Origin of the sequence: Enterobacter cloacae complex sp. ECL72, from assembly GCF_019056635.1 — a bacterium.
In the GTDB taxonomy this organism is placed as follows: domain Bacteria; phylum Pseudomonadota; class Gammaproteobacteria; order Enterobacterales; family Enterobacteriaceae; genus Enterobacter; species Enterobacter hormaechei_C.
On sequence record NZ_CP077659.1, the window covers coordinates 4,485,008 to 4,509,836 of the forward strand.

Sequence of the window (24,829 nt, forward strand, 5' to 3'; positions counted from 1 at the left end):
ACACACAGCTCATGTGTGTTCGAGTCTCTCAAATTTTCGCAAGTCGGTGATGAATCGAAAGAAACATCTTCGGGTTGTGAGGTTAAGCGACTAAGCGTACACGGTGGATGCCCTGGCAGTCAGAGGCGATGAAGGACGTGCTAATCTGCGAAAAGCGCCGGCGAGGTGATATGAACCTTTGACCCGGCGATGTCCGAATGGGGAAACCCAGTGCAATCCGTTGCACTATCGTTAACTGAATACATAGGTTAACGAGGCGAACCGGGGGAACTGAAACATCTAAGTACCCCGAGGAAAAGAAATCAACCGAGATTCCCCCAGTAGCGGCGAGCGAACGGGGAGCAGCCCGGAGTCTGAATCAGCTTGTGTGTTAGTGGAACGGTCTGGAAAGTCCGACGGTACAGGGTGATAGTCCCGTACACGAAAGCACACTTGCTGTGAACTCGAAGAGTAGGGCGGGACACGTGGTATCCTGTCTGAATATGGGGGGACCATCCTCCAAGGCTAAATACTCCTGACTGACCGATAGTGAACCAGTACCGTGAGGGAAAGGCGAAAAGAACCCCGGCGAGGGGAGTGAAAAAGAACCTGAAACCGTGTACGTACAAGCAGTGGGAGCCTCTTTATGGGGTGACTGCGTACCTTTTTGTATAATGGGTCAGCGACTTATATTCTGTAGCAAGGTTAACCGTATAGGGGAGCCGAAGGGAAACCGAGTCTTAACTGGGCGTTAAGTTGCAGGGTATAGACCCGAAACCCGGTGATCTAGCCATGGGCAGGTTGAAGGTTGGGTAACACTAACTGGAGGACCGAACCGACTAATGTTGAAAAATTAGCGGATGACCTGTGGCTGGGGGTGAAAGGCCAATCAAACCGGGAGATAGCTGGTTCTCCCCGAAAGCTATTTAGGTAGCGCCTCGTGAACTCATCTTCGGGGGTAGAGCACTGTTTCGGCTAGGGGGCCATCCCGGCTTACCAACCCGATGCAAACTACGAATACCGAAGAATGTTATCACGGGAGACACACGGCGGGTGCTAACGTCCGTCGTGAAGAGGGAAACAACCCAGACCGCCAGCTAAGGTCCCAAAGTCATGGTTAAGTGGGAAACGATGTGGGAAGGCACAGACAGCCAGGATGTTGGCTTAGAAGCAGCCATCATTTAAAGAAAGCGTAATAGCTCACTGGTCGAGTCGGCCTGCGCGGAAGATGTAACGGGGCTAAACCATGCACCGAAGCTGCGGCAGCGACACTATGTGTTGTTGGGTAGGGGGAGCGTTCTGTAAGCCGTTGAAGGTGTGCTGTGAGGCATGCTGGAGGTATCAGAAGTGCGAATGCTGACATAAGTAACGATAAAGCGGGTGAAAAGCCCGCTCGCCGGAAGACCAAGGGTTCCTGTCCAACGTTAATCGGGGCAGGGTGAGTCGACCCTAAGGCGAGGCCGAAAGGCGTAGTCGATGGGAAACAGGTTAATATTCCTGTACTTGGTGTTACTGCGAAGGGGGGACGGAGAAGGCTATGTCAGCCGGGCGACGGTTGTCCCGGTTTAAGCATGTAGGCGGAGGTTCCAGGTAAATCCGGTACCTTTTAACGCTGAGGTGTGATGACGAGGCACTACGGTGCTGAAGTGATAAATGCCCTGCTTCCAGGAAAAGCCTCTAAGCATCAGGTAACACGAAATCGTACCCCAAACCGACACAGGTGGTCAGGTAGAGAATACCAAGGCGCTTGAGAGAACTCGGGTGAAGGAACTAGGCAAAATGGTGCCGTAACTTCGGGAGAAGGCACGCTGATGTGTAGGTGAAGCCCCTGCGGGTGGAGCTGAAATCAGTCGAAGATACCAGCTGGCTGCAACTGTTTATTAAAAACACAGCACTGTGCAAACACGAAAGTGGACGTATACGGTGTGACGCCTGCCCGGTGCCGGAAGGTTAATTGATGGGGTTAGCGGCAACGCGAAGCTCTTGATCGAAGCCCCGGTAAACGGCGGCCGTAACTATAACGGTCCTAAGGTAGCGAAATTCCTTGTCGGGTAAGTTCCGACCTGCACGAATGGCGTAATGATGGCCAGGCTGTCTCCACCCGAGACTCAGTGAAATTGAACTCGCTGTGAAGATGCAGTGTACCCGCGGCAAGACGGAAAGACCCCGTGAACCTTTACTATAGCTTGACACTGAACACTGGTCCTTGATGTGTAGGATAGGTGGGAGGCTTTGAAGCGTGGACGCCAGTCTGCGTGGAGCCAACCTTGAAATACCACCCTTTAATGGCTGGTGTTCTAACGTAGACCCGTTACCCGGGTTGCGGACAGTGTCTGGTGGGTAGTTTGACTGGGGCGGTCTCCTCCCAAAGAGTAACGGAGGAGCACGAAGGTTGGCTAATCCTGGTCGGACATCAGGAGGTTAGTGCAATGGCATAAGCCAGCTTGACTGCGAGCGTGACGGCGCGAGCAGGTGCGAAAGCAGGTCATAGTGATCCGGTGGTTCTGAATGGAAGGGCCATCGCTCAACGGATAAAAGGTACTCCGGGGATAACAGGCTGATACCGCCCAAGAGTTCATATCGACGGCGGTGTTTGGCACCTCGATGTCGGCTCATCACATCCTGGGGCTGAAGTAGGTCCCAAGGGTATGGCTGTTCGCCATTTAAAGTGGTACGCGAGCTGGGTTTAGAACGTCGTGAGACAGTTCGGTCCCTATCTGCCGTGGGCGCTGGAGAATTGAGGGGGGCTGCTCCTAGTACGAGAGGACCGGAGTGGACGCATCACTGGTGTTCGGGTTGTCATGCCAATGGCACTGCCCGGTAGCTAAATGCGGAAGAGATAAGTGCTGAAAGCATCTAAGCACGAAACTTGCCCCGAGATGAGTTCTCCCTGAGACTTTAAGTCTCCTGAAGGAACGTTAAAGACGATGACGTTGATAGGTCGGGTGTGTAAGCGCAGCGATGCGTTGAGCTAACCGATACTAATGAACCGTGAGGCTTAACCTTACAACGCCGAAGGTGTTTTGGCGAAGAGACAGACAATCAAATTTCAGCTTTGATACAGATTAACAGAATTTGCCTGGCGGCTTTAGCGCGGTGGTCCCACCTGACCCCATGCCGAACTCAGAAGTGAAACGCCGTAGCGCCGATGGTAGTGTGGGGTCTCCCCATGTGAGAGTAGGGAACTGCCAGGCATCAAACAAGTGAAGAGGCCATCCGCAAGGATGGCCTTTTTGCGTTTGTGCACCTGCTTCCTTTCCATAAACAAATCACCTATCCCCCCATATATACGGTAAACTATCCCGGTTTTTGCATCAGGATAGCGTCTATGAATCACTCCCTTAAGCCCTGGAATACCTTTGGTATTCAACGGAATGCTAATCAAATTGTACGTGCCGACAGTGCTCAGCAGTTGCTGAATGCATGGCAAAACGCAACAGAAAACGGTGAACCCGTACTTATTCTGGGCGAAGGAAGTAATGTCCTGTTTCTCGATGATTTTGCGGGGACGGTAATCGTCAATCGCATCATGGGGATTGAGCGTAAAGAGAGCGCTGACAGCTGGCATTTACACGTGGGTGCTGGCGAGAACTGGCACCATCTGGTGCAATATACCCTCGAAAAAGGGATGCCAGGGCTGGAAAACCTGGCTCTGATCCCGGGCTGTGCAGGATCATCTCCTATTCAAAACATCGGTGCCTACGGCATCGAACTGAAACACGTCTGCGAATATGTCGACTGTATCGAACTCGCGACCGGAACGGCGAAGCGCCTGACCGCAGAGCAGTGCCGCTTTGGCTATCGCGACAGCATTTTCAAGCACGACTATCAGGATCGTTTCGTCATTGTGGCCGTTGGCCTGCGCCTGGCGAAAGCCTGGAAACCCGCTCTGACTTACGGCGATCTGACCCGTCTCGACCCGGCTACCGTCACACCGCGTGAGGTATTTGATTCCGTTTGCCACATGCGAATGACCAAGCTCCCGGACCCGAAAGTAAACGGAAATGCGGGTAGTTTCTTCAAAAACCCGGTGATCAGCAGCGAAAATGCAAAAGCGTTTCTCGCCGGCTGGCCAACGGCCCCGCATTATCCTCAGGCGGATGGTAGCGTGAAGCTGGCCGCAGGCTGGCTTATCGATCAGTGTGAATTAAAAGGTACGACTCTTGGTGGCGCTGCTGTTCATCGTCAGCAGGCGCTGGTACTGATCAACCAGTCCAACGCGACAAGTGAAGATGTCGTCAACCTGGCGCATCATGTGCGCCAGCGCGTGGGCGAAAAATTCGACGTCTGGCTGGAGCCTGAAGTTCGCTTTATTGGCCGAACGGGCGAAGTGAATGCCGTGGAGACCATTGCGTGAAGGACAATACTATTCCGTTAACTCTCATCGGTATCCTTGCCGATGGCGAGTTTCATTCTGGCGAGCAGCTGGGCGAACAGCTGGGCATGAGCCGTGCTGCGATCAATAAGCATATTCAAACGCTCCGCGACTGGGGCGTGGATGTGTTTACGGTGCCGGGAAAAGGCTACAGCCTGCCGGAACCGATCCAGTTACTGAATGAAGAGGTCATCCGCAGCCAGATTGGGCACGGTAACGTCGCGGTATTGCCGGTCATTGATTCGACGAACCAGTATCTGCTGGATCGCCTGAGCGAGCTGAAATCCGGTGATGCCTGCGTTGCCGAGTACCAACAGGCAGGACGTGGCCGCCGGGGGCGTAAGTGGTTCTCACCATTTGGCGCCAACCTCTACCTTTCCATGTATTGGCGGCTTGAACAGGGGCCAGCTGCGGCCATCGGGCTGAGCCTGGTGATCGGCATTGTGATGGCAGAGGTGCTGCACGATCTGGGTGCCGATCAGGTGCGGGTAAAATGGCCCAACGATCTGTATCTCAACGATCGAAAGCTGGCGGGGATCCTGGTTGAACTGACGGGAAAAACAGGCGATGCCGCACAGATCGTCATTGGGGCGGGACTGAACATGGTGATGCGAAACGTGCAGAACGATGTCGTGAACCAGGCCTGGACCAACTTGCAGGAAGCGGGGATCACCATCGATCGCAATACGCTTGCCGTCCGCATGATCAATGAGTTGCGTAGTTCGCTGACGCTCTTTGAACAAGAGGGGTTAGCGCCATTCCTGTCCCGCTGGGAAAAGCTGGATAACTTTATTAACCGACCGGTGAAGCTGCTGATTGGAGATAAAGAAATTTACGGCACATCACGCGGCATTGACGCGCAGGGCGCGTTGCTTCTTGAACAGGATGGCGTGATTAAGCCCTGGGTGGGCGGTGAAATTTCGTTACGAAGTGCGGAGTAACCCTCTCCCCACAGGGGAGAGGGTGTAGCAGGTCATCACTGCGGATACGGCACCCAATCCCCGGCATTCAGTCGGACATAAGGCTTATTCTGATACTGGATCACCACCGCATTGGCGTTTTCCGATACCTCCGCCGTCTGCGGCAGCCCGCTGGTGAGTTGATCCCAATTCACGCTATCTTCCACAAACAGCTTACCGTCTACAGCGCGAGCAACCAGTTCCGAGATAGCCAGATAGCTGCTTGGCTGGGTGATTTCAATGGGCGCTCCCTGATGCGGCGCCTTCATGCCAAAGAACTTAATCCCGGCCGGAACGTTAGTGATGGACGGGCTTGGGATATCGCGCAGACCAGACACCTGCATCCTGTCGCCTTTCAGCGCCCCTCCGTGTTCTGGTACTACCACCACCATCACTTTGCGACCTGATTTTTCCAGCTCGTTGAAGAACGCGTTCAGCTCGTCAAAGAACTTCTGAGCACGGGCCTTATAATCGGCCGTTTTACTCACGCCGGGATAATGGTTCCCGTCGTGCAGCGGCAGCGTGTTATAGAACGTCGCACTACGTGTCCCTTCCTCTTTGCCGACGGTATCTAACCAGCGCTGAAGCACGGCGGTATCGTCATACACCGGCGAGCCATCAAAGCCCAGCAACGTTACCGGCAGCCCTTTCTGGTCCATCAGCGGGGCCTGCATGCCACCCTGTTCACGCACTTCTTTCAGGAAGTTACCGAACTGACCGTTATGGCCCATCATCAGGTGCTGGGTAAAGCCCAGTTTTGCGAGGTTATCAAACAGATAACACTGGTTAGCTGCCGGCTGGTAGAGGTTCTTATGCGAAGGCTGTCCGCAGCTGGCGCGCAGCAGGCGGATAGCCGCCGGGCCGCTGTACGACGTGGCCGAGTTGAAGTCCTTAAACTGAATATCGAAATGCGACCACAGCGGGTGCGACATCAAACCAGCCGCGTCAACGTCAGCCCAGGACAGAGAACAGATGTTAATGACCAGCAGCTCAAACGGCTGAGCATCGGCAGGCAGCGCATCCGGGAATTTCGTCTGACGCTTATCTTCCGCAGCGTAAAAACTGGAGAGCCACGCGTTCAGGTTAGTGGATGTCGGCGGTGCAGTCTGCGCAGGAATATCCCCAACCACAGGCGTATCCCCTGCTGTCGCAACGGTCGCGGCGGCGGAACCGCCCGTGGTGGTCACGGTTGTCGTCGGCTGACCGGCTGGCCACAGCGAGAAGCTCGGGCCCGTCAGCGTCAGGACGTTAAGCCAGATCATAATCGCGACGACAAACACCGTCACCCGGATCCACTGAGACAGGAACAGCCAGGCAACCAGCAGGACAAATACCGCGCCAATCATCTGCCAGTTAATAAAGCGCTCAACCAGATCGAGCATATAGTCCGCACTGAAACCTGCGACCTGGGAGCCCTGGCTCATGATGCTTTCAGGGCCGGGCAGCCAGGTATCATGCCAGAACAGGGCGAAACCGATGGGGATAGCGACCCAGTGACGTATACGGTGCAGCCTGAAGTTCGGGATTGGCATCAGCAGGAATGCCATAAACACCAGGTTAAGCAGAGGGTGGAAATTAAGATAGCCTGCCCACAGCAGACCAAACTTCACCAGAAAGTAGAAATTCCAGCCGGACAGGCCGCGCCAGTATTGCCAGAGTGGCGAGGGCGCCGAAGAGGTATAGGTAGAATTAGTCATGTTTTCGGTTTGCCTTGACGTTCGGAGCGCGAGTCAGTGTTCCGGCGGGTTTAATATAGCGAGGTTTGACGAACAGTAATCTGATCGTATCGCGAATACGGCGCAGGGAATGGCGTGCATAGTAGCCAAGCGGCAAAAAAATCAGCGCGCACAGAACAACCAGTTGGATGATATCGCTGATATTCATAATGGCGCGCTCTCCTTGTTCTCATCCAGTAAGCGTAGCGGCTCGGGTACCCGTCGCCAGACATGCCCGTCATGTTTCGCGTTCAGAACCGGTTTGGCGCCGCTTGTGACAGGCAACGGTTTGGCCCACTTTTCAGGTGGCAGGGCACGCATCTGGACAAGCTCAGCCGCGATCAGGTTATCTTCAAACCAGACCATACGGTTCGAGAAGATATCCGCGGTAGGAAGCGGGAAGATATGGTTAAGTGCAGTATCCAGATCGTTCACCCGGCAGAAGGAGAGGAACAGCACCAGGCGGTTATCGCCAATGGTCATGATGTCCCCGATACGGTTAGGGCGGCACAGAGTGAGCGCCTGCTCAACGCGAATACCCGGCACGGGGCGCAGGGCAACCATCACCCCTTTTCCGTCTGCCGGTAACAGCGTATTGCTCATCATGTTGCCCACCGCATCGCAGAAGGTGTCCCATTTCTGGTAGCCGCGCAGTTTCATCGGCTGCGTCATTGAAAGCAGGGTGCTGATATCTTCCGGAACATGTCGATTAAACTGCTGGCCCTGGATGCTTTCGATCAGCGTCAGACAGCGCGACAGGGGAGCATTCCACGGAATGACCATATTCGCGCCGCAGCCCAGTAATAAGCGCTCATCGGTGGCGCGCAGGCTGGTATTATTTTCACGCACCACAATTTTTAACGCGCTGCCGCGCTGGCGACGTAATGTGTGAATGTGCCTTGCCAGCGTTTCGATTTGGTTATTCTGGATCAACGAGAAGATAATAGTCGCCGCCTGCGTGGTGCGCGCCTCATCAAATAAGGCTTCATTGGTATCGAACAGTGACCAGTGCTCAGACAGTGCAGGCGCACCTTCCAGTACCGCAATATGGCTCAGAACACGTTTTTCATCACTGCGTGGCTGAACTACCGTCTCTTCCTGTTGAGCAAGATGCCACTCATCCCCGACATGTTTGAGGGTAAGTTGTTGTCGGGAGCTCACCCCTTTTTCATTGCACCAGAAAGCCACGTCGTAAAGATGGCTGTCGGTCTGGACCCGAATACTGGCCAGGCCATAGAGAGAACGGTATTCACTCATTAAAAGTGAAAAAAGCTTGTCATTATTACTGCCTGGGTTAACAACCAATAAGGTGCAATTTTGATTTTTTGCCCATCTGTTGATTCTTCCCAGCCATTTCAGAAGCTTTTCAGACGGTATATTTTGCAGGCCATCATTAGAGCATTTTAGAATCAGTAAATAGTGTTCAGGAACAATAGAACACTGAATATCGTGGGGTAAAAAGTATAGACTGTCAGCCTCCGCAGGCATGGAAAATAATCGTACTGTCTGGGGTCCACGGTCACTGTCGAGTCTGATGATTGACTTCGGCTCTTCGCCCATCGTAATGACGGCCACGCGGGAATCCTTCCCCTGCGCCGCTATCGTCTGGTTTACCAGACTGATGGCATCTTCATTACGATCCGTATTAACCCACCAGACTCCTCCGACTGGCATGTGGCGCAATTCGTCCCATAATGACTGGATGCCAATAGAAAATATGGAGTCCACGGTGTCCCTCTTTTCGTCGAATTTCTATGTCTCTCAGTTTACTAGCGAAAGCGTAGAAATAAACCTAACATTGAAATTAAAGAACATCAGATTTAGCATGTAAATGAAATTTAATGGCAGGACGCCTCGCTGCATCTGAATCTTATGATTTTACTCAAAGGGATGAAAAAAGAATGCAAAATAACGAACCCGCAACCCCAGTCGACTCAAGTCTGGGTTACACATTCCAGAACGATTTTTTGGCACTCACGCAGGCTTTTTCTTTGCCTGAAATAGATTACACCGATATTTCCCAGCGTGAACAGTTGGCGGCGGCTATTAAACGTTGGCCGTTATTAGCTGAGTTTGCCCAACAACAATAAGGAAGCCATTGATGGCTGTACTAGGATTACAGGGCGTCCGTGGTGGAGTGGGTACAACTTCCGTTACCGCGGCGCTGGCGTGGTCATTGCAGGTATTAGGTGAATCGGTACTGGTCATTGATGCCTGTTCCGATAATTTGCTGCGCATGTCATTCAATGTCGACTTTACGCATGCAAACGGCTGGGGACGCGCGCTTCTGGACGACAAAGACTGGCGGGATGCGGGTTTGCGTTATACCTCCCAGCTCGATTTGCTTCCCTTTGGTCAATTGACCGAAACCGAGCGCGGGAATGAAGCCGCGTACCAGCGCCTGTTCTCTCGCTTCATCACCGCATTGCAGAGCCTGAAAGAGAGCGGGCACTATCAGTGGATCCTGCTGGACCTGCCGCACGGTGCCGCGTCGCTGACCCGCCAGCTGCTGGCGCAGTGCGACCATGTGCTCTCCATCGCGAACGTAGATGCGAATTGTCATATCCGTCTGCATCAGCAGCCGATGCCTGCCAATGCCCATATTCTGATCAACGATCTGCGCATTGGCAGCCAGATCCAGGACGATCTCTACCAGGTCTGGCTCCAGAGTCAGCGCCGCCTGTTGCCGATGGTGATCCATCGTGACGAAGCGATGGCGGAGTGCCTCGCGTCCAAACAACCTCTCGGGGAGTACCGTAGCGATTCACTGGCGGCGGAAGAGATCCTGACGCTGGCCAACTGGTGTCTGCTGCACTTTGCTAAACGGCCGGAGCCTGCCGGGAGTTCAGTATGAGCCGCCTGACTAACTGGCTGCTCATTCCGCCGGTCAGTTCGCGCTTAAGTGAACGCTACCGCCATTACCGTCATCACGGCGCCTCGTCGCTGAGCGCTGCGCTGGGCTGTTTGTGGATGATTCTGGCGTGGATGTTCATCCCCCTCGAACATCCCCGCAGGCAACGCATTCGTGCGCGCCACGGTGAACTCTATCCGCATATCAACCCTGACAAGCCGCGTCCGCTGGATCCCGCGCGCTACGCTATTCAGTCCATCTGGCTACTAACGACCTCAACGGGCGCGGAGAAAAAAACGTCCCGCTGGCGCAGCTTCGATCGTGTGCAGTACCTGCGTGAACACTACCACCAGTGGCTTGACCGGCTACCTGACCGGGTGGGCGACAAAACGGGTCATTTAGATAATCACAAAGAGCTCGGGCACCTACACCCGGGCTTGCGGCGTTTTATTCTCGGCGTGGTTGTGGTGTTCTCGCTGATTCTTGCGCTGGTCTGTATTACCCAGCCCTTCAATCCGCTGGCGCAGTTCACCTTCCTGATCCTGCTGTGGGGCGTGGCGCTGCTGGTGCGGCGCATACCAGGGCGTTTTTCTGCTCTGATGCTGATTGTGCTATCGCTGACCGTCTCCTGCCGCTACATCTGGTGGCGATATACCTCAACGCTGAACTGGGACGATCCGGTCAGCCTGGTGTGCGGCTTAGTGCTGCTGTTTGCTGAGACTTACGCCTGGATCGTGCTGGTGCTGGGTTACTTCTAGGTTATCTGGCCGCTGAATCGACAGCCGGTGCCGCTGCCAAAAGACACGACCCAGTGGCCTACGGTTGACCTTTTCGTGCCGACCTACAACGAAGATCTGTCGGTGGTAAAAAACACCATTTACGCCGCGCTGGGTATCGACTGGCCGAAGGATAAAATCAAAATCTGGATCCTCGATGACGGTGGCCGTGCCGAGTTCCGCCAGTTCGCGGACGAAGTGGGGGTAGAGTACATCGCCCGTACCACGCATGAACACGCGAAAGCCGGTAACATCAACAATGCGCTGAAATATGCCAAAGGGGAGTTCGTCTCTATTTTCGACTGCGACCACGTGCCAACGCGCTCGTTCCTGCAAATGACCATGGGCTGGTTCCTGAAGGAGAAAGAGCTGGCGATGATGCAGACGCCGCACCACTTCTTCTCGCCGGACCCGTTTGAACGTAACCTCGGCCGTTTTCGTAAAACCCCGAACGAGGGCACGCTGTTCTATGGACTCGTGCAGGACGGGAACGACATGTGGGACGCAACGTTCTTCTGCGGCTCCTGTGCGGTGATCCGCCGGAAACCGCTGGATGAAATTGGCGGGATCGCCGTCGAGACGGTCACGGAAGATGCGCACACCTCGCTGCGTCTGCACCGTCTTGGCTATACCTCCGCCTACATGCGCATTCCTCAGGCGGCGGGGCTGGCCACGGAATCCCTGTCGGCGCACATCGGCCAGCGTATTCGCTGGGCCCGCGGCATGGTGCAAATTTTCAGGCTCGATAACCCGCTGATGGGTAAAGGGCTGAAGCTGGCGCAACGGCTGTGCTACGTCAACGCCATGTTCCACTTCCTGTCCGGTATTCCACGGCTTATCTTCCTCACTGCGCCGCTGGCGTTCCTGCTCCTTCACGCTTACATCATCTATGCGCCTGCGCTGATGATTGCCCTGTTCGTTCTGCCGCACATGATCCACGCCAGCCTGACGAACTCGAAGATTCAGGGGAAATATCGCCACTCCTTCTGGAGTGAAATTTACGAAACGGTGCTGGCCTGGTACATCGCGCCGCCAACCATGGTGGCGCTGATTAACCCGCATAAAGGGAAATTCAACGTCACCGCGAAGGGCGGGCTGGTGGAAGAGGAGTATGTCGACTGGGTGATCTCCCGGCCCTATATCTTCCTGGTGCTGCTGAATATTGTGGGCGTGATTGTTGGGATCTGGCGCTACTTCTACGGCCCGGAAAACGAAATTCTGACGGTCTTCGTGAGTATGGCGTGGGTGTTTTATAACCTGATTATCCTCGGTGGCGCGGTGGCGGTATCGGTGGAGAGCAAACAGGTTCGCCGTGCGCATCGCGTCGAAATCAGCATGCCAGCGGCCATTGCCCGCGACGATGGACATCTCTTCTCCTGTACCGTACATGACTTTTCGGATGGCGGTCTGGGTATCAAGATCAACGGTCAGGCGAAGGTGCTGGAGGGGCAGAAGGTCAACCTACTGCTTAAGCGCGGCCAGCAGGAGTATGTCTTCCCGACGCAGGTGGTGCGTGTGAGAGGAAATGAAGTGGGTCTGCAACTGATGCCGCTGACCAAAAAGCAACACATTGATTTTGTGCAGTGTACGTTTGCCCGCGCGGATACGTGGGCTCTCTGGCAGGACAGCTTCCCTGAGGATAAGCCTCTGGAAAGCCTGCTGGATATTCTTAAGCTGGGGTTCCGTGGCTATCGTCACCTTGCAGAATTTGCCCCGTCGTCGGTGAAATTAATTTTCCGGTCACTTACTTCACTGGTTTCCTGGGTCGTGTCGTTCATTCCGCGTCGACCTGAGCGAGATGAAGCGAAGCAAGCGGACCCGGTTATGGCTCAACAATGATGATAACGCGATGAAAACAAAACTTTCCTGGTTATGTGCAGTGGCAATGGGGATGAGTGCGCTCCCTGCAACAGTGGCTAACGCAGCGCCTGATAACGCAGCGGCCACGCCCGCGCCAACGGTGCCTGTCGTCGCGCAAGCGACCGATCCGGTTGTGACGGCCGCGCCGGGGCAGACGGAAAACGTCGTCCCGAATCAGCCGACGACGGGGAATACGCTGCCCGCCGACAACCCGGTGGTTGGGCAGGTCATGCCTGGCGTGCCGGGAGCCAGTGCGCCGGTGGTTGCCGAAAATACGCCGTCGCGTGACGTTAAGCTGACGTTTGCCCAGATCGCGCCTCCTCCGGGCAGCATGGTTCTGCGCGGCATCAACCCAAATGGCGGTATCGAATTCGGTATGCGCAGCGATGAAGTCGTGTCGAAAGCGATGCTCAACCTGGAATACACCCCATCGCCGTCGCTGCTGCCGGTGCAGTCCCAGCTTAAGGTCTATCTGAATGACGAGCTGATGGACGTCCTGCCCGTCACCAAAGAGCAACTGGGTAAGAAAACCCTGGCTCAGGTGCCGATTAATCCGCTGTTTATCACCGACTTTAACCGCGTGCGTCTGGAGTTTGTCGGCCACTACCGCGATGTCTGTGAAAACCCGGCCAGCAGCACCCTGTGGCTGGATGTCGGGCGTAACTCTTCGCTTCAGATGACCTATCAGCCGCTGGCGTTGAAAAACGATCTCTCCGCCTTCCCGGTGCCGTTCTTCGACCCGCGTGATAACCGTCCGCTGAACCTGCCGATGGTCTTTGCCGGCTCTCCCGATGTGACCGAACAGCTGGCGGCCTCTATCGTGGCATCCTGGTTTGGTTCCCGCTCCGGCTGGCGTGGTCAAAGTTTCCCGGTCATGTACGACAAAATGCCGGACAAAAACGCGATCGTGTTTGCCACCAACGCCAAACGTCCGGCTTTCCTGCGTGACCATCCGGAGGTGAAAGCGCCCACCATCGAGATGATCAGCCATCCGGACAATCCGTACGTGAAGCTGTTGGTGATCTTCGGCCGTGATGACAAAGATCTGGTGCAGGCGGCGAAAGGCATTGCGCAGGGGAATATCCTGTTCCGCGGTAACAGCGTTGTGGTGGACGAGGTGAAACCGCTGCTGGCACGTAAGCCTTATGATGCGCCGAACTGGGTACGTACCGACCGGGCCATCACCTTTGGCGAACTGAAAACCTATGAAGAGCAATTGCAGTCAACCGGGCTTGAACCTTCTCCTGTCAGCCTGTCGCTGAACCTGCCGCCGGATCTCTATCTGCTGCGCACCAACGGCATTGATATCAATCTGAACTACCGTTACACCGCGCCGGCGACCAAAGACAGCTCGCGCATGGATATCAGCCTCAACAACCAGTTCCTGCAATCGTTCAGCCTGACCAGCAGCCAGGAGACAAACCGGTTGATGCTTCGTCTGCCTGTATTACAGGGGCTGCTGGATGGCAAAACCGATGTGTCGATCCCGGCGCTGAAGCTCGGTGCGGTGAACCAGCTGCGGTTTAACTTCCAGTATATGAACCCCATGCCGGGTGGATCGGTGGAAAACTGTATTACCTTCCAGCCGGTGCAAAACCACGTGGTGATTGGCGATGATTCCACGATCGACTTCTCGAAGTATTACCACTTTATTGCGATGCCGGATCTGCGTGCCTTTGCTAACGCCAGCTTCCCGTTCAGCCGCATGGCAGACCTCTCTGAATCGATTGTCGTGATGCCAAAAGCGGCCAACGAAGGCCAGGTTACCACGCTGCTGGACACCATGGGCACCGTCGGGGCGCAAACCGGCTTGCCGGCTATCAACGTGACGGTGACGGATGACGGGAGCCAGATCCAGAACAAAGATGCCGATATCATGGTCATCGGCAACATTCCGGACAAGCTGAAAGACGAGAAGCGCGTCGATCTGCTGGTGCAGGCGGCTCAGTCGTGGGTTAACACGCCGCTGCGTCAGACCGAGTTCCCGAGCATCATGCCGGACAGCGGCGATCGTCAGGCCAATATCAGGACGACCGTAAGCTCAACGGGTCCGATGGCCGCGATTGTCGGCTTCCAGTCGCCGTATAACGACCAGCGCAGCGTTATCGCCCTGCTGGCGGACAGCCCTCGCGGGTATGAGCTACTCAACACGGCCATGAACGACAGCGGTAAACGGGCGGCAATGTTCGGTTCCGTCTCGGTGATCCGTGAGTCGGGGGTAAACAGCCTGCGCGTGGGGGATGTCTACTACGTCGGTCATCTGCCGTGGTTCGAACGCCTGTGGTACGCCCTGTCTAACCACCCGGTGCTGCTGGCCGTGCTGGCTGCGCTCAGCGTTGTACTGCTGGCGTGGGTACTGTGGCGTCTGCTGCGAATCATCAGCCGTCGTCGTCTTAACCCGGACCATGAGTAAGCGGTGATGAAAATCTTTCGCGGGTGTGTAGTCGCAGCGTTGATGCTGGCGGCGGCGAATCTTCACGCCGCCTGTCGCTGGCCTGCCTGGGAGACGTTCAAGCAGGATTATATGAGCGAAAGTGGACGCGTCATTGATCCCAGTGACGCGCGCAAAATCACCACCTCCAAAGGGCAAAGCTACGGACTGTTCTTTGCCCTCGCGGCAAACGATCGCAAGGCGTTCGATCTGCTGCTGGCATGGACGCGCGATAACCTTGCCGAGGGAGATTTAACCCAACATCTCCCGGCCTGGCTGTGGGGGAAAAAGGACGACGAAACCTGGGCGGTTATCGACCCTAACTCCGCGTCTGATGCCGATATCTGGATTGCCTGGTCGCTGCTGGAAGCCGGGCGGCTGTGGAAAAATCCCGATTACACGCGCACGGGTAAGGCGCTGTTGACGCGCATTGCCAGTGAGGAAGTGGTGAAGGTGCCGGGGTTGGGTTCTATGCTGCTGCCGGGTAAAGTCGGTTTTGCCGAAGAGAGCGTCTGGCGCTTCAACCCCAGCTACCTGCCGCCGCAGCTTGCGAGCTATTTCACCCGTTTTGGCGCGCCGTGGACGACGCTCCGTGAAACCAACCTGCGTCTGCTGCTGGAGACCGCGCCTAAAGGATTTTCCCCGAACTGGGTGAAATACCAGAAAAAGGGCGGCTGGCAGCTGTCGCAGGATGCATCCCTGATCGGCAGCTACGATGCGATTCGCGTCTATCTGTGGGTAGGGATGATGAACGATAACGATCCGCAGAAAGCCCGACTACTGGCGCGTTTCAAGCCCATGGCGACCACCACAATCAAACAAGGCTTGCCGCCGGAGAAAGTGGACGTCGCGACCGGGAAACGCACCGGAGATGGGCCGGTAGGGTTTTCTGCCTCCCTCCTTCCGTTTTTACAAAACCGGGACGCGCAAGCGGTGCAACGCCAGCACGTCGCCGATCGTTTTCCCGATAACAATGCTTATTACAGCTACGTTCTGACCCTCTTTGGACAAGGGTGGGATCAGCATCGTTTTCGTTTCACCGTGCAAGGTGAATTACTACCGGACTGGGGCCAGGAATGCGCACGTTCACACTGAATCTACTCACCTTATCGCTTGGCCTGGCGCTAATGCCCCTGGCCCAGGCCGCCAACTCCCCGCAGCAGAGACAGCTGCTGGAACAGGTCCGTCTGGGGGAATCCACCCAGCGTGAGGATTTAGTGCGCCAGTCGCTCTATCGCCTTGAGCTGATCGACCCCAACAACCCGGACGTGATTGCCGCGCGCTTCCGCTACCTGTTACGACAGGGCGATACGGCGGGCGCGCAAAAAGAGCTGGATCGCCTGAAAGGAATGGCGCCCGATTCCAGTGCCTATCAGTCCTCCCGTACTACCATGCTGCTCTCCACGCCGGATGGTCGCCAGGCCCTCCAGCAGGCTCGCCTGCTTGCCACCACCGGGCACACACAGGAAGCCATTGCCGCGCATGACAAACTGTTTGACGGTAAGCCGCCCAGTGGCGACATCGCGACGGAGTACTGGAACGTGGTGGCGAAAGAGCCAGCCCGCCGCAACCAGGCCATTAATCAGCTTAAGAAAATAAACGCCAGCAGTCCGGGTAACGTCCCGCTACAGTCCTCGCTGGCACAGCTTTTGTTCCAGAGCGGACGGCGTGATGAAGGGTTTTCGGTGTTACAGGAGATGGCCAAATCGAACAATGGCCGCAGTCAGGCGTCGGACATGTGGTACCAGCAGATCAAAGATCAGCCGGCCAGCAGCGCCAGCGTTACCGCGCTGCAACAATACCTGAGCGTGTTCAGCGATGGCGATAACGTGACGGCGGCGCGCGCCCAGCTTGAAGCGCAGCAAAAACAGCTTGCCGATCCGGCGTTCCGCGCCAAAGCCGAAGGGTTAGCCGCAGTGGATGCCGGGCAGGGCAGTAAAGCGGTAACGGAGTTGCAAAAAGCAGTCAGCGCCAACCACGCCGACAGTGAAGCCGTAGGCGCGCTGGGGCAGGCCTATTCTCAGAAAGGCGATCGCGCGCGTGCGGTTGCGCAGTTTGAAAAGGCGATCGCCCTCGATCCGCAGAGCGATAACCGGGGCAAATGGGACAGCCTGCTGAAGGTCAACCGATACTGGCTGCTGATCCAGCAGGGGGATAACGCCCTGAAAGCCAACAATACGGCCCAGGCCGAACGCTATTACCAGCAGGCGCGCAATATCGACAATACCGACAGCTACGCGGTTCTGGGCCTCGGTGATGCGGCGGCGGCGCGCAAAGATAACGACGCGGCCGAGCGCTATTACCGCCAGGCGTTGCGGATGGACAGCGGCAACAGCAACGCGGTACGCGGTCTCGCCAATATTTATCGCGCGCAGTCTCCGGAGAAGGCGACGCAGTTTATTCAGTCGCTCTCTGCCAGCCAGCGCCGCAGCATTGATGATATAGAACGTAGCCTGACGAACGAGCAGCTGTCAGCCCAGGCCGAACAGCTGGAAAGCGAGGGGAAATATGCGCAGGCCGCAGAAATTCAGCGCCGACGCCTTGCGCTTTCCCCGGGCGACGTGTGGATCACCTACCGACTGTCACGCGATCTGTATAGCGCGGGTCAGCGCAGCCAGGCGGATAACCTGATGCGTCAGCTGGCAAGCCAGAAACCGGGCGATCCGGATCAGGTTTACGCCAGCGGGCTGTACCTGTCCGGTAACGATCAGGACCGGGCGGCGCTGGCGCATCTGAACACGCTGCCGCGCGACAAGTGGAACGGCAACATTCAGGCGCTGGCGGACCGCCTGCAAAGTAACCAGGTGCTGGAAACCGCCAACCGCCTGCGCGACAGTGGAAAAGAGCAGGAGGCGGAAACGTTGCTTCGCCAGCAGCCTCCGTCCACCCGTATCGACCTGACGCTGGCGGACTGGGCTGAACAGCGTGGCGATCATGAGGCCGCGAAAACCGCCTACAACACCGTCCTGCAACGCGAACCGCAGAACGAAGACGCGATCCTCGGCCTGACCGAGGTCTCTCTTGCCCAGGGTAACAAGGACGCGGCGCGCGCGGCGCTGGCGAAACTGCCCGCGGCACAGAACGGCGAACCGCTCTCCATCAATATGCAGCGCCGGCTTGCCATGGCGCAGGCTGGCCTGGGTGATCATGCCGCGGCAGAAAAGACCTTCAACGCCATTCTTCCGCAGGCCAAATCGCAGCCGCCTTCGATGGAAAGTGCGCTGGTGATGCGCGATGCCGCCCGTTTCCAGGCACAAAATGGTCAGCCTAAGCAGGCGCTGGACACCTGGAAAGATGCGATGGTCTCATCGGGCATCACAACGACCCGTCCGACCGATAACGACAGCTTTACTCGGCTCACGCGTAACGATGAGAAAGATGATTGGCTGAAGCGCGGCGTGCGCAGCGATGCAGGCGATCTTTATCGTCAGCAGGATCTGAACGTCACGCTGCAACACGACTACTGGGGCTCCAGCGGCACGGGGGGCTATTCCGACCTGAAAGCGCACACCACCATGCTCCAGGTTGATGCGCCGCTGTCGGACGGACGTATGTTCTTCCGTAGCGATCTGGTCAATATGAACGCCGGTTCCTTTGACACCGATAACGGAACCTACGATCCGACATGGGGTACCTGTGCCGAAACGCCATGTCACGGCAGCACGAACCAGTCGGCCAACGGCGCCAGCGTGGCCGTCGGCTGGCAGAACAAAACCTGGGCGTGGGATATCGGTACAACGCCGATGGGCTTCGACGTGGTCGATGTGGTGGGTAGCCTGAGCTACAGCAACGATTTAGGGCCGATTGGCTACACCCTGAACGCCCATCGCCGTCCGATTTCCAGCTCGGTGCTGGCCTTCGCCGGGCAAAAAGATCCCAATACCGACACCACCTGGGGCGGCGTGCGTGCCACCGGTGGCGGCGTGAGCATGAGCTACGACAAAGGCGAAGCTAACGGGATCTGGTCAAGCCTGAGTGCCGACAGCCTCACCGGGAAGAATGTCGAAGATAACTGGCGCGTCCGCTGGATGACCGGCTATTACTACAAGCTCATCAATCAGAACAACGAACGCCTGACGGTGGGCGTGTCCAACATGCTCTGGCATTACGATAAGGATTTAAGTGGCTATTCGCTGGGCCAGGGCGGTTACTACAGTCCCCAGGAGTATGTGTCGTTCGCCTTACCGGTGAACTGGCGTAAACGCACAGAGAACTGGTCATGGGAGCTGGGCGGCTCCGTCTCCTGGTCTCATTCAAAAACAAAAGATGTGATGCGTTATCCGTTACAGGGGCTGATCCCGGACAATGAGCCAGGCCGTTATACCGATAAAGGTGTAATGGAAACCGGAAGTAGCTCGTCAGGGACGGGTTATACCGCAAGGGCGATTGTTGAACGCCGCGTGACGTCCAACTGGTTTGTCGGACTGGGCGTCGATATTCAGGAAGCAAAAGACTATACCCCGAGCCATGCGCTGCTCTACGTTCGGTATTCTGCCGCGGGCTGGCAAGGTGATATGGACTTACCACCGGAACCGCTGGTGCCTTATGCAGACTGGTGATCGGATTTTTTCTTAATCTAATTGTAAGTCTCTCTTAAAAGTGCAGCTATCGGGTATACTCGGGCGCACCAGGTTTACACCCTGGTGCGCCCTGCGCTTCGAGTTTTGTGGAGAGTCATTTTGCGTGTCAGCCGTTCCTTAACGATCAAACAGATGGCGATGGTGTCTGCCGTCACAATGCTGTTTGTCTTCATCTTCTGCGTCATTTTGCTGTTTCACTCCGTACAGCAGAATCGCTATAACACGGCTTCGCAACTGGAAAGTATTGCCCGCTCGGTGCGGGAACCCCTGTCAGCCTCGATCCTGAAAGGGGATATCCCCGAGGCGGAATCCATCCTGAAGCGCATTCAGCCCGCCGGTATCGTGAGCCGCGCAGATGTCGTGCTGCCGAACCAGTTCCAGGCGCTACGGATGAGCTTTATCCCGGAGCGTCCCGTCCCGATGATGGTGATGCGCCTGTTTGAACTGCCGGTGCAAATTTCCCTGCCTCTCTATTCCCTGGAAAGACCGGCTAACCCGCAGCCGCTGGCCTACCTGGTGCTACAGGCCGACTCGTACCGCATGTATAAATTCGTCATGAGTTGGGTTGCTACGTTAGTGACTACTTACTTACTTTTGACACTAATGCTGAGCGTGGCGCTGACGTGGTGTATCAACCGGTTAATTGTGCATCCGTTGCGCCGCATAGCCCGGGAGCTGAACGACCTCTCTCCACAGGAGCACATGGGGCATCAGCTTCCCTTGCCGCGCCTGCATCACGACGATGAAATTGGCATGCTGGTCCGGAGTTACAATATCAACCAGCAGCGTGTCCTGCGTCAGCAGGAAGAGCTCAGTAGCAACGCCACCCGTTTTCCGGTATCCGATCTGCCAAACAAAGCGTTTTTAATGGCCTTGCTGGAGCAGACCGTCGCCCGCCAGCAGACCACCGCGCTGATGGTGATTGCCTGCGAAACCTTGCAGGACACGGCGGGCGTGCTGAAAGAGAGCCAGCGCGAGATGCTGTTGCTGACGCTGGTGGAAAAGGTGAAATCCGTTCTGGCGCCGCGCATGGTGCTCACCCAGGTCAGCGGTTATGACCTGGTGGTGATCGCGCACGGTGTTAAAGAGCCGTGGCACGCCATTACGCTAGGTCAGCAAGTACTCACTGTCATTAATGAGCGGCTGCCCATTCAGGGTATCCAGCTTCGCCCGAGCGCCAGCATCGGTATTGCGATGTACTACGGGGGGCTGACCGCCGAGCAGCTTTATCGTCGGGCCTTCTCGGCCGCGTTCACCGCGCGCCGGAAAGGCAAAAACCAGATCCAGTTCTTTGATCCGGAGCAGATGGAAAAAGCCCAGCAGCGCCTGACGGAAGAGAGCGACATTCTGACGGCGATGGACAATCGCCAGTTTGCGCTCTGGCTACAGCCGCAGGTCAATTTGCGCACGGGTGAAGTGACCAGCGCCGAAGCGTTGCTGCGTATGCAACAGCCGGACGGCACGTGGGAGCTGCCTGAGGGGATGATCGAACGTATCGAGTCCTGCGGCCTGATGGTCACCGTCGGCTACTGGGTGCTGGAAGAGTCCTGCCGCCAGCTTGCGGCCTGGCAACAACGGGGCATCACGCTGCCGCTGTCGGTGAATCTCTCTGCGCTACAACTGATGCACCCGACCATGGTGCCGGAGATGCTCGAGTTGATCCACCGCTACCGCATTCAGCCCCACACGTTGATCCTGGAAGTCACCGAGAGCCGTTGTATCGACAATCCTGACGATGCTGTCGCCATTCTGAAACCGCTGCGTAATGCCGGGATCCGCATTGCGCTGGACGATTTTGGTATGGGGTATTCTGGCCTGCGTCAGCTCCAGCACATGAAAACGTTGCCGGTGGACGTCCTGAAAATCGACAAAACCTTTGTGGAAGGGCTGCCGGAGGATTGCAGCCTGGTACAGGCCATTATTCAGATGGCGCACAGCCTGAATCTGCACGTAATTGCCGAAGGTATTGAAACCGACGCCCAGCGTGAGTGGCTGGCTGCGGCGGGCGTGGAGAGCGGACAGGGCTTCCTGTTTGACCGCGCCGTACCGACGGATATCTTTGAGCAACGCTATCTCGCCGACGCTGGCAATAACGCAAAAGTGTAATTTTGTTGCTGGCTTGTGCGAGCCAGCTCAAAGTTCTTAACATTTGTGTTTCAAATTTGAACCCCGTTTATTTCTGTCCTGTTATGTGGGTGTTATTTTAAAGCCGCAGGTTAACCATAACCTTACAAAGCCTGTAGTTTTTCTTTCCAGGGACACCCTATGAAAACCTCACTCTTCAAAAGTCTTTACTTCCAGGTCCTGACAGCCATCGCTATCGGTATTCTGCTCGGTCACTACTACCCGGAGCTGGGCGCGCAGATGAAACCGCTTGGCGACGCGTTCGTTAAGCTCATCAAAATGATCATCGCGCCGGTCATTTTCTGTACCGTGGTGACCGGTATCGCTGGCATGGAAAGCATGAAGGCGGTCGGGCGTACGGGGGCGGTTGCCCTGCTGTACTTCGAGATTGTCAGTACCATCGCGCTGATTATCGGCCTGATAATTGTCAACGTGGTACAGCCTGGCGCGGGCATGAACGTCGACCCGGCCACGCTGGATGCGAAAGCGGTGGCGGTTTACGCTGAACAGGCGAAAGATCAGGGTATTGTTGCCTTCCTGCTGGACGTGATCCCGAGCAGCGTGATTGGCGCGTTCGCCAGCGGAAACATCCTCCAGGTGCTGCTGTTTGCCGTGCTTTTTGGCTTTGCCCTGCACCGTCTTGGCAGCAAAGGCCAGCTGATTTTTAACGTCATTGAAAGCTTCTCGCAGGTGATCTTCGGCATCATCAACATGATCATGCGTCTGGCCCCGATTGGCGCCTTTGGCGCGATGGCCTTCACCATCGGGAAATATGGCGTCGGCACGCTGGTACAGCTTGGCCAGCTGATCGTCTGTTTCTACATCACCTGTATTCTGTTTGTGGTGGTGGTGCTCGGCTCCATCGCCCGTGCGACCGGCTTCAGTATCTTCAAATTTATCCGTTACATTCGTGAAGAGCTGCTGATTGTCCTCGGCACATCCTCTTCGGAGTCCGCGCTGCCGCGTATGCTCGATAAAATGGAAAAGCTGGGCTGCCGTAAGTCAGTGGTGGGGCTGGTTATTCCTACGGGCTACTCCTTTAACCTGGACGGCACCTCGATATACCTGACGATGGCGGCGGTCTTTATTGCCCAGGCCACTAACAGCCACATGGATATCTTCCATCAGATTACGCTACTGGTGGTGCTTCTGCTCTCTTCAAAAGGGGCGGCGGGCGTAACGGGCAGCGGATTTATCGTGCTGGCGGCCACCATTTCGGCGGTGGGCCATCTGCCGGTGGCGGGCCTGGCCCTGATCCTCGGTATTGACCGCTTTATGTCTGAAGCCCGTGCGTTAACCAACCTGGTCGGCAATGGCGTGGCGACGATTGTGGTGGCGAAGTGGGTGAAAGAGCTGGATCACAAGAAGCTTAACGATACGCTGAATAACCGCACATCTGAGGACAAAACCCCCGGTTTATCCTCTTAATCCCTCATAAATGCCCGTATTCCCTTGTGGGGATGCGGGCACCTGCGCATAATAACCGTTCATACTTGTCATAATTCGACAAGATTTTTTTTGGGTATATTTCACTTCCGCCCGTGACGTTTAGCCGAACACGCTGTCTAATCGGAAGGTTTTCATCGTCATCTTTGAGTGCTCACGTCGCGAGACACTCTCTTTAACCAGGAATGTTGATCAGGGGTTCACATGCAGGGCACAAAAATTCGACTCTTAACCGGCGGTTTGCTGATGATGGCAGCAGCCAGTTATGTGCAGGCAGATGCGCTCCAGCCAGACCCGGCCTGGCAACAGGGAACACTGGCGAATGGTTTCCAGTGGCAGGTATTATCCACTCCGCAACGTCCGAGCGATCGCATTGAAATCCGTCTTTCTGTGAATACCGGCTCCCTCACTGAAAGCACCCAGCAGACCGGCTTAAGCCACTTTATTCCTCGACTGGCGCTCACCCAGAGCGGCAGTTTGCAGGCGGTTCAGGTGCGTTCTTTATGGCAACAGGCCATCGATCCGAAACGCCCGCTGCCCCCGGCTGTGGTCTCCTATGACTACACCATGTTTAACCTGAGCCTGCCCAACAACCGTAACGATCTGCTTAAAGAAGCGCTGACCTATCTTTCGGATGCCACCGGCAAACTGGCGATTACGCCTGAGACCGTTAACTATGCGTTGAGCAACAGCGACATGGTGGCGACCTGGCCGACGGATACCAAAGAAGGCTGGTGGCGCTACCGCCTGAAAGGGTCAACGCTGCTTGGCCACGACCCGGCAGAGCCGCTGAAACAGCCGGTTGATGCCGCGCAGGTGAAATCTTTCTACCAGCAGTGGTACACCCCGGATGCCATGACCCTGATTGTGGTGGGCAACGTGGACAGCCGTGCGGTGATAGAACAGATCAACAAAGCATTTGGCGATCTGAAAGGGAAGCGTGAAACGCCCGCCCCTGTTCCTACCTTGTCCCCGCTGCGTCCTGAGACGGTCAGCATCATGACGGATACCGTGCGTCAGGATCGTCTTTCAATGATGTGGGATACGGCCTGGCAGCCGATCCGCGAGTCTTCTGCGCTGTTGCGTTACTGGCGTGCGGATCTCGCGCGTGAAGCGCTGTTCTGGCACGTTCAGCAGACGCTCAGCAAGAACAACGTGAAAGATATTGGCCTGGGATTTGACTGCCGTGTGCTGTTCCAGCGCGCCCAGTGCGCCATTAACGTGGAATCGCCGGGTGATAAGCTGAATGCCAATCTCGGCGTGGTGGCGAAAGAGCTGGCTAAGGTGCGGAAAGAGGGCCTGTCTGAAGAGGAGTTTAACGCGCTGGTGGCGCAGAAATCCCTCGAATTGCAGAAACTGTTCGCCACCTATGCCCGCGCCGATACCGATATCTTAATCAGCCAGCGCATTCGCTCCTTGCAGAATCAGGTGGTGGATATCGCGCCGGAGCAGTATCAGAAACTGCGTCAGGACTTCCTGAACGGTCTGACCGTGGAGATGCTGAATCAGGATCTGCGTCAGCAGCTGTCGCAGGATATGGCGTTGATTCTGTTGCAGCCGAAAGGTGAGCCGGAATATGACATGAAAGAGTTGAAGGCCACCTGGAGCGCCATCATGGCGACGCCGCCGCAGCCAGCGCAAACGGCAGCCGATGATTTACACCAGGATGCGAGCGATATTCCGCAGGGCCAGTAAGCTCTGCGTTCCCTCAGCCCTGAGGGAGAGGGTTAGGG

Annotated in this window: 13 protein-coding genes, 2 rRNA genes and 1 pseudogene; 13 read left to right on the forward strand and 3 right to left on the reverse strand. The window is 56.1% G+C overall.

Annotation, left to right across the window (positions count from 1 at the left end):
* The first annotated feature begins 80 nt into the window (after positions 1 to 80).
* The 4 genes from KTH07_RS21585 (at position 81) to birA (ending at position 5,295) form a co-directional block, all read left to right on the forward strand.
* Positions 81 to 2,985 (forward strand): 23S ribosomal RNA (locus KTH07_RS21585).
* 72 nt (positions 2,986 to 3,057) lie between these two features.
* Positions 3,058 to 3,173 (forward strand): 5S ribosomal RNA (gene rrf / locus KTH07_RS21590).
* A 134-nt stretch (positions 3,174 to 3,307) separates the two neighbouring features.
* The gene (gene murB, locus KTH07_RS21595) at positions 3,308 to 4,336 is read left to right on the forward strand and encodes a UDP-N-acetylmuramate dehydrogenase (protein ID WP_017384196.1); all 1,029 of its coding nucleotides are present in this window, start codon (positions 3,308 to 3,310) and stop codon (positions 4,334 to 4,336) included.
* Positions 4,333 to 5,295, forward strand: coding sequence for a bifunctional biotin--[acetyl-CoA-carboxylase] ligase/biotin operon repressor BirA (gene birA / locus KTH07_RS21600; protein WP_017384195.1), 963 nt, complete (start codon positions 4,333 to 4,335; stop codon positions 5,293 to 5,295). The genes murB and birA overlap by 4 nt, the downstream gene beginning before the upstream one ends.
* 35 nt (positions 5,296 to 5,330) lie before the next feature.
* Here the strand turns inward: birA and bcsG are convergent, their stop codons facing one another.
* The 3 genes from bcsG to bcsE are packed head-to-tail and all read right to left on the reverse strand — an operon-like array spanning position 5,331 to position 8,756.
* Positions 5,331 to 7,010 carry a cellulose biosynthesis protein BcsG gene (gene bcsG / locus KTH07_RS21605; protein WP_017693804.1) on the reverse strand — a complete coding sequence of 560 codons (1,680 nt, stop codon included), beginning with the start codon at positions 7,008 to 7,010 and terminating at the stop codon, positions 5,331 to 5,333.
* On the reverse strand, positions 7,003 to 7,197 hold the full coding sequence (gene bcsF / locus KTH07_RS21610; RefSeq protein ID WP_017384193.1) for a cellulose biosynthesis protein BcsF: 195 nt from the start codon (positions 7,195 to 7,197) through the stop codon (positions 7,003 to 7,005). The genes bcsG and bcsF overlap by 8 nt, the downstream gene beginning before the upstream one ends.
* The gene (gene bcsE, locus KTH07_RS21615) at positions 7,194 to 8,756 is read right to left on the reverse strand and encodes a cellulose biosynthesis c-di-GMP-binding protein BcsE (RefSeq protein WP_032620964.1); all 1,563 of its coding nucleotides are present in this window, start codon (positions 8,754 to 8,756) and stop codon (positions 7,194 to 7,196) included. Before bcsE ends, bcsF begins: the two co-directional genes overlap by 4 nt.
* A gap of 173 nt (positions 8,757 to 8,929) precedes the next feature.
* Between bcsE and bcsR the strand changes: the two genes are divergently transcribed.
* From bcsR to KTH07_RS21660, 9 genes and pseudogenes are all read left to right on the forward strand, one after another.
* Positions 8,930 to 9,118: a cellulose biosynthesis protein BcsR gene (gene bcsR, locus KTH07_RS21620; protein WP_003861175.1), complete on the forward strand. Its 189-nt coding sequence runs from the start codon at positions 8,930 to 8,932 to the stop codon at positions 9,116 to 9,118.
* 11 nt (positions 9,119 to 9,129) lie between these two features.
* The gene (gene bcsQ, locus KTH07_RS21625; protein WP_003861177.1) at positions 9,130 to 9,882 is read left to right on the forward strand and encodes a cellulose biosynthesis protein BcsQ; all 753 of its coding nucleotides are present in this window, start codon (positions 9,130 to 9,132) and stop codon (positions 9,880 to 9,882) included.
* Positions 9,879 to 12,494, forward strand: a pseudogene (gene bcsA, locus KTH07_RS21630) (UDP-forming cellulose synthase catalytic subunit). The gene bcsQ and the pseudogene bcsA overlap by 4 nt, the downstream one beginning before the upstream one ends.
* A 10-nt stretch (positions 12,495 to 12,504) precedes the next feature.
* Positions 12,505 to 14,928, forward strand: coding sequence for a cellulose biosynthesis cyclic di-GMP-binding regulatory protein BcsB (bcsB, locus tag KTH07_RS21635; RefSeq protein WP_071591748.1), 2,424 nt, complete (start codon positions 12,505 to 12,507; stop codon positions 14,926 to 14,928).
* Positions 14,929 to 14,934: 6 nt separating this feature from the next.
* A complete protein-coding gene (gene bcsZ, locus KTH07_RS21640) occupies positions 14,935 to 16,041 on the forward strand; it encodes a cellulose synthase complex periplasmic endoglucanase BcsZ (protein WP_063162053.1) in 1,107 nt (368 codons plus the stop codon).
* Positions 16,023 to 19,505 carry a cellulose synthase complex outer membrane protein BcsC gene (gene bcsC / locus KTH07_RS21645; RefSeq protein WP_032634197.1) on the forward strand — a complete coding sequence of 1,161 codons (3,483 nt, stop codon included), beginning with the start codon at positions 16,023 to 16,025 and terminating at the stop codon, positions 19,503 to 19,505. The genes bcsZ and bcsC overlap by 19 nt, the downstream gene beginning before the upstream one ends.
* Before the next feature lie 120 nt (positions 19,506 to 19,625).
* The gene (gene hmsP, locus KTH07_RS21650) at positions 19,626 to 21,632 is read left to right on the forward strand and encodes a biofilm formation regulator HmsP (RefSeq protein WP_023295578.1); all 2,007 of its coding nucleotides are present in this window, start codon (positions 19,626 to 19,628) and stop codon (positions 21,630 to 21,632) included.
* 159 nt (positions 21,633 to 21,791) lie between these two features.
* A complete protein-coding gene (dctA, locus tag KTH07_RS21655; RefSeq protein WP_015571524.1) occupies positions 21,792 to 23,078 on the forward strand; it encodes a C4-dicarboxylate transporter DctC in 1,287 nt (428 codons plus the stop codon).
* 222 nt (positions 23,079 to 23,300) lie between these two features.
* A complete protein-coding gene (locus KTH07_RS21660) occupies positions 23,301 to 24,791 on the forward strand; it encodes a pitrilysin family protein (protein ID WP_023295577.1) in 1,491 nt (496 codons plus the stop codon).
* Positions 24,792 to 24,829: the final 38 nt, after the last annotated feature.

Coding starts and splice junctions, on each gene's coding strand:
- bcsG (WP_017693804.1), bottom strand. CDS start 7,010: ATGACTAATTCTACCTATACCTCTTCGGCGCCCTCGCCACTCTGGCAA.
- bcsR (WP_003861175.1), top strand. CDS start 8,930: ATGCAAAATAACGAACCCGCAACCCCAGTCGACTCAAGTCTGGGTTAC.
- bcsZ (WP_063162053.1), top strand. CDS start 14,935: ATGAAAATCTTTCGCGGGTGTGTAGTCGCAGCGTTGATGCTGGCGGCG.
- KTH07_RS21660 (WP_023295577.1), top strand. CDS start 23,301: ATGCAGGGCACAAAAATTCGACTCTTAACCGGCGGTTTGCTGATGATG.
- dctA (WP_015571524.1), top strand. CDS start 21,792: ATGAAAACCTCACTCTTCAAAAGTCTTTACTTCCAGGTCCTGACAGCC.
- bcsB (WP_071591748.1), top strand. CDS start 12,505: ATGAAAACAAAACTTTCCTGGTTATGTGCAGTGGCAATGGGGATGAGT.
- bcsC (WP_032634197.1), top strand. CDS start 16,023: ATGCGCACGTTCACACTGAATCTACTCACCTTATCGCTTGGCCTGGCG.
- bcsQ (WP_003861177.1), top strand. CDS start 9,130: ATGGCTGTACTAGGATTACAGGGCGTCCGTGGTGGAGTGGGTACAACT.
- bcsF (WP_017384193.1), bottom strand. CDS start 7,197: ATGAATATCAGCGATATCATCCAACTGGTTGTTCTGTGCGCGCTGATT.
- murB (WP_017384196.1), top strand. CDS start 3,308: ATGAATCACTCCCTTAAGCCCTGGAATACCTTTGGTATTCAACGGAAT.